1 protein-coding gene is annotated in these 2,692 nt (G+C 53.7%); it reads right to left on the reverse strand.

The window, feature by feature from the left end; translation table 11 throughout:
• On the reverse strand, nucleotides 1–2,591 hold a 2,591-nt coding region (locus tag NW844_RS08790; protein WP_414335012.1), incomplete at its 3' end, for a DEAD/DEAH box helicase.
• Nucleotides 2,592–2,692: the final 101 nt, after the last annotated feature.

Raw genomic sequence — 2,692 nt, forward strand, 5'->3', positions numbered from 1 at the left:
CGGCGGGAAATGACTCGCCGCTGGCCATTGCGATCAGTCCGCCCATCCTGGATAGCGTGCTCCAGGTACACCAAAACCCGCGGCGTCTCGGTGGGATCCCTTTCATCGACAAGGACGGATCCCTGTCTAAGTAAGTCTCTGTATCGTTCCAGAATAAGATCGATGGTGGCTTCCAGAAGAGGGTGGCCAGGGCAGACAAACTCTGCCAAAGGTTTTCCGGGAACGCTAACTAGGCTTTTATCAAAGGTAATCCGTTCGTATTTTCTGAGAATAGGCGCGCCCAAGCCAATCTGGCGATCCCGATTGCGAATGTCTGCCGGCACGTGGGTAATTTCGTAGCGTTTGGATTCTCGCTTTTGCACAGTGCCCCCTAAGTGTTGAAAGGCCTCTAGGAAAAAGGAAGCAATAAAATGAGGCTGGAGCTTCCGGGCTTCAGCTCGCTGCATCTCTAATCGAATCTGTTGCACCTTGGTGATGTCCATGGAGTCGTGGGCCAGAGCCCGTTCCTCCAGGAGCTTTCTCAGCCGTTCTCGATCTAGGTAATCTGCCACCTTCTGGTTTAGCCGAGCTCTCACCTCTGGATCATCACCATAGCGAATGGCCTCAATGAGCAGCTCTCGCAATTCCTTCCCATCAATAGCCTTGCCCAGCACGTCAAAGACCTTGCCCCCTAGGGCTTTTTGCTCGCTCTCCAGCTTCTTCAATAAAGCCAGGTAGACATCCCCCTCGCGAGTTTCTGCAGCCACCAAATTCCATAGGTGGCAGACTTCAGTTTGCCCAATGCGGTGGATTCGCCCAAACCGTTGCTCCAAGCGATTGGGATTCCAGGGCAAGTCGTAGTTAACCATTAGATGGGCTCGCTGCAGGTTGATCCCCTCCCCGGCGGCGTCGGTGGCAATCAAGATTTGCACAGCCGGATCCTGCTTAAAAACCTCTTCAGCCTTCTTGCGCTCCTCCCGACCCATGCTGCCGTGAAGAGTAACCACTGCTTCTGACTGCCCCAGCAGAGTTCTCACGCGGTCGGCCAGGTACTCAAGGGTATCCCGGTGTTCGGTGAAGATCACCAGCTTGCGCCGATGTCCACCGGCGTCGAACATTTCCCCTTGATTTTGCAACAGCTTGGACAATTCTTCCCACTTGCGATCCTGACCACTGCGTCGCACCCGTTCAGCCAGCTTTTCTAGATCCTGAAGCCGCTGAATCTCTGCCTTAAGCTGGACAATGGTGCGAGCGGCAGTTGCTTGATCTACCAACTCTTCTTCTTGTTTTTCCAGCTCGTCAGCGGTGTAGTCTTCAAAGTCTTCCTCCCAACCTTCCGCATCAAGCGGGGGAATAGTGACAGTAATATTTCTCGTTCCTCGACTCCGTAATTGTTCTTCCCTAAGCCGCTGCTCCAGCCTCTGTCGCCGTCGCCGCAAGGATTGGTAAATCGCTTCTGGAGAAGAGGCTAGCCGACGCTGTAGGATGGTCAGGGCAAAACCAACAGTTCTCTTGCGACCATCGTTGTCCAAGGCATCTACATTGTTAAACTCTTCTCGTACGTAATCGGTAACTTCCTGATAAAGCTTGGCTTCCAGATCAGATAAGGCATACTGGACGGTGTAAGCCCTTCGCTCTGGAAAAAGCGGCTTGCCGTCAAACTTAACCAAGTCTTCTTTCACCAATCGCCGCATGAGATCCGAGACGTCGCAGGTGTGAGCTCCATCTCGAAATTTTCCCTCAAAGCGATCTCCGTCCAACAAGGCCAAAAAAAGCTGAAAGTCTGCTTCTTTGCCATTGTGGGGAGTGGCTGTCATCAGCAAAAAGTGGCGCGTTAGCTGAGAGAGCAATTTACCCAGCTTGTAGCGCTTGGTTTCTTTGATTTCTCCGCCAAAGAAGGATGCCGAAAGTTTGTGGGCCTCATCGACAACGACCAAGTCCCAATCGGCTTGCTTAAGTTTATATTGTAGGGCTTCATCTCGGCTAAGCTTATCTAGCCGGGCAATGAGCAGCGGAATCTCCTGAAATGGATTCCCTGTTCGAGCTGCTTCAAGACGATCGTTGGTCAAAATTTCAAAGGGCAAATGGAACTTTTGCACCATCTCCTCTTGCCACTGCAGGGTCAGACTGCCGGGGCAGACAATGAGACAGCGGTGCAGGTCACCGCGAATCAGCAGCTCCCGAATCAACAGCCCTGCCATGATGGTTTTGCCAGCCCCTGGATCGTCGGCCAGCAAAAACCGCAGCGGCTGCCGCGGCAGCATTTCCTCGTAGACGGCACTGATTTGATGGGGCAGAGGCTCTACCAGAGAGGTGTGGACAGCTAGGAGGGGATCGAAAAGATGAGCCAGCCGAATGCGATGCGCTTCGGAAACCAACCGGAAGAGAGCACCCTCTCCCTCGAAGTTGCAAAGGGATCCCTCCTGAACAACTTCCAAAGTTGGCTCTTGGTTGCGAAACAGCAGCTCTGCGTGGGGCTGCCCCTGGATGTCTTTGTAGATGACCTCGATGGCACTGCTGCCGTGCCATTTCACGTTGACGATGACAACGGCTTGGTTTGGCAGGATCCCTCTGACCCTTGCACCGGGGTTGAGATCTTCCAGTCGAGCCATAGACTGCAGGCTTCTAGAACTGCTGGCAGAAGCTTGTTCCAACTCCCCACTGCTATGTTGCCCTCACCCCCAGCCCCTCTCCCAGAGGGAGAGGGGGGAAC

Source organism: Synechococcus sp. H55.2, from assembly GCF_047462495.1.
Classification (GTDB): domain Bacteria; phylum Cyanobacteriota; class Cyanobacteriia; order Thermostichales; family Thermostichaceae; genus Thermostichus.